At 61.9% G+C, this 7,351-nt stretch carries 6 protein-coding genes and 2 pseudogenes; 3 read left to right on the forward strand and 5 right to left on the reverse strand.

Annotated features, from left to right (window positions below; all coding sequences use genetic code 11):
* Positions 1-28: 28 nt before the first annotated feature.
* From VQ044_RS23080 to VQ044_RS23090, 3 genes are read right to left on the reverse strand one after another with little or no spacing between them, the layout of a single operon-like run.
* The gene (locus VQ044_RS23080) at positions 29-400 is read right to left on the reverse strand and encodes a hypothetical protein (RefSeq protein ID WP_327649911.1); all 372 of its coding nucleotides are present in this window, start codon (positions 398-400) and stop codon (positions 29-31) included.
* A gap of 39 nt (positions 401-439) precedes the next feature.
* On the reverse strand, positions 440-2,074 hold the full coding sequence (locus VQ044_RS23085) for a peptide chain release factor 3 (protein WP_327649909.1): 1,635 nt from the start codon (positions 2,072-2,074) through the stop codon (positions 440-442).
* The gene (locus tag VQ044_RS23090) at positions 2,071-2,418 is read right to left on the reverse strand and encodes a hypothetical protein (protein WP_327649908.1); all 348 of its coding nucleotides are present in this window, start codon (positions 2,416-2,418) and stop codon (positions 2,071-2,073) included. The genes VQ044_RS23085 and VQ044_RS23090 overlap by 4 nt, the downstream gene beginning before the upstream one ends.
* Positions 2,419-2,825: 407 nt before the next feature.
* On the opposite strand from VQ044_RS23090, the gene VQ044_RS23095 reads away from it, so the two are divergent.
* Positions 2,826-3,614 (forward strand): GGDEF domain-containing protein, encoded by a 789-nt coding sequence (locus VQ044_RS23095; RefSeq protein WP_327649907.1) that lies wholly within the window; start codon positions 2,826-2,828, stop codon positions 3,612-3,614.
* A 510-nt stretch (positions 3,615-4,124) separates the two neighbouring features.
* Here VQ044_RS23095 and pyk read toward each other — a convergent pair.
* A pseudogene (gene pyk, locus VQ044_RS23100) lies at positions 4,125-5,562 on the reverse strand (pyruvate kinase).
* Between the two features lie 292 nt (positions 5,563-5,854).
* Between pyk and VQ044_RS23105 the strand changes: the two are divergent.
* Together VQ044_RS23105 and VQ044_RS23110 are read left to right on the forward strand one after the other, a co-directional pair.
* A complete protein-coding gene (locus VQ044_RS23105; RefSeq protein WP_327649905.1) occupies positions 5,855-6,205 on the forward strand; it encodes a hypothetical protein in 351 nt (116 codons plus the stop codon).
* Positions 6,202-6,528: a CinA family protein gene (locus VQ044_RS23110; RefSeq protein ID WP_327649903.1), complete on the forward strand. Its 327-nt coding sequence runs from the start codon at positions 6,202-6,204 to the stop codon at positions 6,526-6,528. Before VQ044_RS23105 ends, VQ044_RS23110 begins: the two co-directional genes overlap by 4 nt.
* 404 nt (positions 6,529-6,932) lie before the next feature.
* Here VQ044_RS23110 and VQ044_RS23115 read toward each other — a convergent pair.
* Positions 6,933-7,351 (reverse strand): annotated as a pseudogene (locus VQ044_RS23115) (dihydroxy-acid dehydratase domain-containing protein); the annotation flags it as partial.

Consider the following 7,351-nt stretch of genomic DNA (forward strand, 5'->3'; position numbering starts at 1 on the left):
AGGCAGCTGCGCCGACCTTTGACGGGCTTTACTCCGGGGAATGGGCGCACCCCACATTTAGTGGGCGTGGGTAACAACCGGATAGGCAAGAGTCAAGCTTCACGATCATGTCGTGGACCGGAGAGTTCTTGACGTTGTTTTCCGAAACGCTCCAGTGCCGGTCCATCCAGCTACGCAGAGGGCCAATACTGCCGTTCTTGATCCGATAGTATTCGGAGAGCGTCTGATAGCTGGCTTCCATGCCTGGGCTTTCAGAATCGAGCTCCAATTCCCGCCGCATGTGATCGACAAGTTCTCTCCACGACGGCAGCCCAACAATCATTGACAGACCGGCGCCCGCAAAGAGAATTGCCCGGCGGTTGGCGATAGCTATTGCGAGTTCATCCAGTCGAGAAACCACCAGACCTCCGATATGGAAAGTATCTGAGGCGTGCGCCCATCAGCCGACAAGTTCCCGGACCGCGTGGAAGACGACGTCCGGATTGTTGTCGCGAACGTATCGCAGCTCCCAGTCATCCCGGGGAAGGAACACGGGACGCTCGTCCCGGTCGCGCGCCATGTTCAGAATATTTTCTTCAAGGAATCGCTGCAGCTTGCGGGGGCTGTCGGACTTGATCCATCGAGCCGTGCCGAACGGCACCGGCTCGAAGGCGACCTCCGTCTTGTATTCGGAAGCTATGCGCGACGACAGCACGTCGAGTTGGAGCGGCCCGACGACGCCGACGATCCAGTTCGAGCCGATCATCGGCTTAAAAACCTGGACCAATCCCTCCTCGGCGAGATCCTCCAGCGCCCGCCGCAACTGCTTCACCTTCGAGGTGTCCTCGAGACGGACCCGCCGCAGCACTTCCGGGGCAAAGGCCGGCAGTCCGGTAAATCGAAATTCGTCGCCTTCGGTCAGGGTGTCGCCGACGCGCAGGGTCCCATGGTTCGGAATGCCAATGACGTCGCCCGCATGCGCCTCCTCGGTCAGGGCCCGCTCCTGGGCGAAGAAGTAGATCGGGTTATTGACGGCAAAGCTGCGCCCGCTGCTGACGTGTTTGAGTTTCATCCCGCGCCGGAAGTGACCGGAACAGAAGCGCACGAACGCAACACGATCCCGATGGTTCGGATCCATATTCGCCTGGACCTTGAAGACGAAAGCCGAGACCGCCTCGGCGCTAGGATCTACGGCTCCCTGATTGGTCGGCTGTGGTCGGGGCGAGGGTGCATCGTCAGCAATGATCCGCAGCAGTTGGTCGACGGCGAAGTCGCGCAGCGCACTGCCGAAAATCACCGGCGTCAGATGCCCCTGCCGATACGCCTCCGGATCGAACGCCGCATAGCCTTCCTTGGCCAGTTCCGCGCCTTCCCTAAAAGGCTCCAGGACGTGCTCGAAGAGGTGGTTGAGCAGAGACTCGTCGCGGACGCCACGCATCGCGAGCGAGGTATTACAATGCCCGTTTCGGCCCTCGGAGGAGAGAAGGTATTCGTCCGCCAAAAGGTCGTAGCAGCCGTGAAAGTCCGAACCCATTCCCACCGGCCAGACGATTGGGGCGACGTTTAGCGCCAGCGCCTCCTCGATCTCGTCGAGAAGCTCGAAGGGATCGCGCCCCTCGCGGTCGACCTTGTTGACGAAGGTGATGATCGGGATGTCGCGAAGGCGGCAGATCTCGAACAGCTTGCGGGTCTGGCTCTCGATGCCCTTGGCCGCGTCGATCACCATGATCGCGCTGTCGACGGCCGTGAGCGTGCGATAGGTGTCCTCCGAGAAGTCGCTGTGCCCCGGTGTGTCCAGGAGATTGAAGGTGACGCCCTCCCGCTCGAAGGTCATCACAGACGAGGTCACCGAGATGCCGCGGTTCTGCTCGATCTCCATCCAGTCCGACCGGGCGCGCCGCCGCTCGCCGCGCGCCCGCACCGCTCCCGCCATGGCGATGGCGCCGCCGGCGACCAGCAGCTTCTCGGTCAGCGTCGTCTTGCCGGCGTCCGGATGCGAGATGATCGCGAAGGTGCGCCGCGACAGGTACCCAGCACCGGGATAGTGACCAGAAACGGGGCCGGAGGCTGTGCTGCGTTCGAAGACGGCGCTCATCGCTCAGTTCTCCAGCCAGTGACGAACTGGTCCATTTCGCCGCACAGGAGATCGACGTCCGACTGCGTCCGCGGCTGAAGAAACACTGTGTCGTTGATGGTGCGCAAGCGAGCTCGACCGGAACCGAACGTATCTAAGTATTCCTGAATCGCCTCCACTGTCGCATCGGAAATTTTCTTGCGCAGTCTGTATTGAAGCATCGTTGGATGCGAAGCCAAATCGCCGTCACGTTTCTCGATTGGCACTGGACCGGATCCGAAGCCGTTGAAGACATCGTCTTCGTTATCGTCGGACGTTTCGATCTCGAGAATAATTTCACTAGGCTCGAATACTTCGTCGGTCATTCACGCTCCCATGGTTCGAGGACGAGCGTTGGAACGCAGCACCGCGCATCGGCCGAGAAAAACCCGGCGACGTGAAGCTCGGACCAGCATCCACCCGACAGCCGCAATGTTTGCGGCTTCGAGCGAGATGACGGTTCGCCATGTGATGCGGTCGCATCGACAGCGAGCACGCTTCCCCCGCTCTTCGGGAAAAGGCCGACCACCTGAAAAGGGGTGTGCGGAAATTGAAGGATTTCAGCGCTACGGCGCTCCGAATGCCCTCACGACTGACTATAGGTGCTCGAGGACCTGTTGTGTAGCCCCGACTTTCGTATTTGGGCACTGATGGTCTGAACCCTGGCGCGAATGCCGCAGATTCCGGTTCCCGCATCAATCAGAATGCAAGGTTTTAGCAGCAGTATCCTTGCATGTCGCTCCGGACTCTTCTCAAAACCTGTGGACTCACGCTCGTCGCAGCAGCGATGGCCGCGCTCGTCTGCTGGACGGCGCTGCGGCTTCTGAACTTCAACGAGGGATTGCAGGAGGAGGTTCTTCTGCCTTTCCTGATCGCGACGATCGTTTCCCCCTGGTTTCTGTTTCCCTGGATCTGCGCCACACACCGCTTGCAGAATGCGCAGCGTGAGCTTGAGCGCTTCGCAAGAACCGACATGCTGACCGGCTTGGCGAACCGGTGGGCGTTCTTTGCGGAAGCCGAGGAGATCCTGGCGGATCGAACGGCAGGAGAAGTTCTCGCTGTTTTGATGATCGATCTCGATCATTTCAAGCTCGTCAATGACTCGCAAGGGCTCGCGGCTGGCGACGAGGTGCTTCGGCAGGCTGCGGCCCTAATCGCGAGAACAGTTCACGAGACAGCCGCTGAGCCCCATTCTGTCGGGCGGCTTGGTGGGGAGGAGTTCTGTGTCCTCGGTCGCCTTATGTCGAAGGACGCAGCATGCGATCTCGCCGAAGCCATTTGTGATCGGCTGCGAAAGACCTTCATGTCTCACAACGGTGCAGCGATGACGGTCACCGCGAGCATAGGCGTCGCGGTTTACGACGACCCGCCCGGGCTTGACACGATGATCTCGGCTGCGGACCATGCGTCCTATCTTGCGAAATATTCAGGCCGCGACCGATGGTGCATGGCAAACGCCGTGGCCGCGTCGATGGCCGATTTGGCTGAATCGGACAACAGCCTAGCCGGCATGGCGGCATAGACGAAGCTTCGCCCTTGATGCTGCGGCGGGTCTGGCGGCAAAATGATGAACGAGAATGCGCGATCTCTCGCCACAAGAGCAGAAAGAGTGGAGAAGGTCCAGCCCAGGCTCACACAGGAACTCAAGGAATTGCCCAGCTGGTTAAGACCACCAGAAACGTCAGGACCGGACTTGACGGGAGCGAATCATCGCGGTCATCGTGCTTCTGATGACGAGCGTCAGATGCGTGAGCGCCCAACGCGCCCGTGACCAGAGGGGCCAACTCCGGCATCTTTATTTTCGTCGTGCCCACCTTGTGGGCTCACTCCGCAACTCTGGGCGTGACATCGACGCTTGATTACATAATTGGTTTTCAACCGCCCATATGACGTCCTCCGTCTCGCCGCCGCTCGGGCTGGCCGTGAGGCTGAGGAAATGATGATTCGCCGGTTAGCGCCAGGAGGCAATAGGTCCGAAACGGCCGTCCGCTAAGCCTTGCGACTGCATCGACCGACGCGACGCTGTCCTCGCTCAGACCGCCGAAAGCCCGTCCGAGCCGATGTAGGCGATCCGCAGCATGTTGGTGGCGCCGGGCGTGCGCAAAGGCACGTCAGCAGTGACGATCAGCCGTTCGCCGGATTTCGCGTAGTCCTGCTCTACGGCGATGCGGCAGGCCCTGTCGACCATGTCGTCGAGATCTTGCGCATCCTCTGTCACCACGCAGTGCAGCCCCCAGACCAAGGACAGACGGCGCGCCGTCTCCAAGACCGGCGACAGCGTTAGGATCGGCGTCTGCGGCCTCTCGCGTGCGGTGCGCAGGCCGGTCGTGCCCGTCGCGGTGTAGGTTGACGATGACGGACACGTTGAGCGTCTCGGCCATCTGGCGGGCGGCGAGTGAGACGGCATCCGCGCCGGTGGGCTCCGGCGCCGTGCGCTGGGCGAAGATGATCCCGGGATAAAGCGGATCCTTCTCCACCCGCTCCGCGATCCGGTTCATCATCGACACTGCTTCGACCGGATAATCGCCGGCCGCCGATTCGGCCGACAGCATGACCGCGTCCGCCCCCTCATACACTGCGACGGAGACATCGGACACCTCGGCGCGGGTCGGCACCGGCGCGCTGATCATCGACTCCAGCATCTGCGTCGCGACCACGACCGGCTTGCCCGCGTTGCGCGCCAAGCGGGTGATGCGCTTCTGGATGGCAGGAACGTCCTCCAGCGGCAGCTCGACGCCGAGATCGCCGCGCGCGACCATGATGGCGTCGGAGAGTTCGATGATCTCGTCGAGCCGTTCGACCGCCTGCGGCTTCTCGATCTTCGACAGGATGAAGGCGCGGCCGCGCGCGACCTTACGCGCCTCGGCAAGATCGTCCGGACGCTGAATGAAGGACAGCGCGATCCAATCGACGGATTCGGCGAGCACCGCGTCAAGGTCGCGGCGGTCCTTTTCGGTCAGCGCTCCGGTGGCGAGCGTCGTGTCCGGCAGGCTGACGCCCTTACGGTCGGAGATCTTGTTGCCCGCGACGACGCGGCAGTGGATGTGGTGCCTGTCGGTGGCGACGCACAAGAGCTGAAGCCGCCCGTCGTCGATCAGAAGGCGGTGGCCTATCTCAACAGCTTCCAGGATTTCCGGATGGGGAAGTTGGACACGGGTGTTGTCGCCGGGCGCCGGATCGTCGTCGAGGGTAAACTCCTGTCCAACCTCCAGTTCGACCTGTCCGTCCGCGAAATTGCCGACACGAAGCTTGGGACCCTGTAGATCCGCCAGGATGCCGATCGGACGGCCGACCTGCTCTTCCACGTTGCGGATCCGCCGGATGAGCTCGCGCATCAGATCGTGGTCCGCATGGCTCATGTTGATGCGGAAGACGTCGGCTCCCGCCTCATGCAGCTTGCGGATCATCGTTTCGTTGGACGAGGCGGGTCCAAGGGTGGCGAGGATCTTTATCCGACGGTTTCGTCGCATAGCGTTCCGGCACCCCCCACGCGGCGATCCGGTCAGCTGGACCATCCGGCTGCCGTGTTCGCCGGTATCATACTCCTGGAGGCCGACTTCTTGTAGCCCCGCTAGAAGCAGTCCTCCACGCCGACGACCTTGAGCTCTTTCTCCGCGAGGCGCTCATCCCGGATATCAACGTGAGGCAGTCGACTTTAGAAAGGACCCTGGCCCCGGTCATGCAGGGGCTACCGAATTCCCGCTCCGTCCGGCAGGACCCGATGCGGGAATCAGACGTTCTACGAGACCAATTGCGGCCAACATGATCGGCGCTCTCAATCGGCCAACGAAATGGTTGATGTACGGCGGCAGAAGTTCTGCGATGTCAGTAGCGACATCATTCGACTGCTGGCCGATCGTGCGCATGATCGGCGGGGTCGCGTACAAGCCCCTCCGTGAGCCCTTTGCCGATTCTGATGAAGGAGTGTTTCCCATGACGGAGACCTTGTCGATCGCCCTGCCCAAGGATGTGGAAGAACTGACGAGGAGAATGCTGGAGGAGGCCTGCGACAGGTCGATCGCGCTGGCGACCGCGGAAAGCTGCACCGGAGGACTGCTGGCGTTTTCACCGATGTCGAAGGGGCCTCCTATGCGTTCGACCGGGGCTTCGTGACCTACACGGAGGACGCCAAGATCGACCTTCTCGGCGTCCCACGGATGCTGCTGGACGAAAAGGGCGCGGTCTCGCGCGAAGTTGCCATCGCCATGGCGGAAGGGGCGCTGGACCGCTCGAAGGCGGACATCAGCATCTCGACGACGGGCTTTGCAGGCCCGGCCAGCAACGGAGACGAGGCCGGACTCGTGCATTTCGCCTGCGCCCGCCGAGGAAGAGAGACTCTTCACCGTGTCGAGCATTTCGGCGCTGTTGGCCGCGGGCCGGTCCGGATCGCCTGCATGAGAACGGCGCTGCTGATGATCAGAGAGATGATGCATTGAGTTCAATTGCCGAGCAGACTCCGGACGCGGCGAGCGAGTGCAAACGCCTGTTTCGTTCCATCCACCGCGACGGCTCCGTTCGGGTCGCGGTCGCGACGCCGCGGGTCTTCACGGCCTTTCCGGCGAAGAACGTCGAAGCCACGATTGAACGTGTGCGTTCGGCGGCACGTGAACGTGATACGTCGCCGGTAGCCGGCGACGGCAGCCAGCACAAACAGCGTGTGGGAAAACTCCTTCGTCTGCCGCCCGCGTGTCTCACCGTCTCGTCGGTCAGTGCACACAGAGTTGCTAACAGTCCAGCATGTTGACCGGCGTAGGTTCCGGTGCTGATCCGTTCGCCGGATAATCTAGGTGCACGAGCCTGCGGCGGCACAGCTCGAAGTCGAGCCAGATCCACCCAGCCGTCAATGGCTGTCCCGGGGCACTCCGAACGTCTGCGCAATCTTTTGGAACCTCACTGCAGGTTTCAGGATCATTCCATCTGCGAGTTGGTCGACAATGACGCGCTGGATTTCCTGCCAGGGCGTCTGGCTTTCCGGATAGTTGTAGCCGCCCTGCCCCTTCCACTCGGCCCGCCGGCGCGCCAGCTCCTCCTCGGAAGCGAGGATGCCGACCGCTCGCTGGTTGAGGTCGATGCGGATGCGATCGCCGGTCTCGAGCAGCGCCAGCCCGGCATAGGGGTTCAGGCTTTGCGCGCTACCATGAAATCTCCTCAACCGGAGCCGCTGGTCTGCGGAGCTATGGCTGAAAATGGGTGATGGGGCCTGAGAAGGCGGCGTATCGTGGCGGGTGCTGAAGCCTGCCAGAACCTCCCGAAGGAGCG

It is taken from the genome of Aurantimonas sp. C2-5-R2 (assembly GCF_036549495.1).
Classification (GTDB): Bacteria; Pseudomonadota; Alphaproteobacteria; order Rhizobiales; family Rhizobiaceae; genus Aurantimonas; species Aurantimonas coralicida_A.

Bases quoted from the DNA above. Each gene is read 5' to 3' on its own strand.
- VQ044_RS23085 (WP_327649909.1), bottom strand. From the start codon at position 2,074: ATGAGCGCCGTCTTCGAACGCAGCACAGCCTCCGGCCCCGTTTCTGGT.
- VQ044_RS23090 (WP_327649908.1), bottom strand. From the start codon at position 2,418: ATGACCGACGAAGTATTCGAGCCTAGTGAAATTATTCTCGAGATCGAA.
- VQ044_RS23095 (WP_327649907.1), top strand. From the start codon at position 2,826: ATGTCGCTCCGGACTCTTCTCAAAACCTGTGGACTCACGCTCGTCGCA.
- VQ044_RS23105 (WP_327649905.1), top strand. From the start codon at position 5,855: ATGATCGGCGCTCTCAATCGGCCAACGAAATGGTTGATGTACGGCGGC.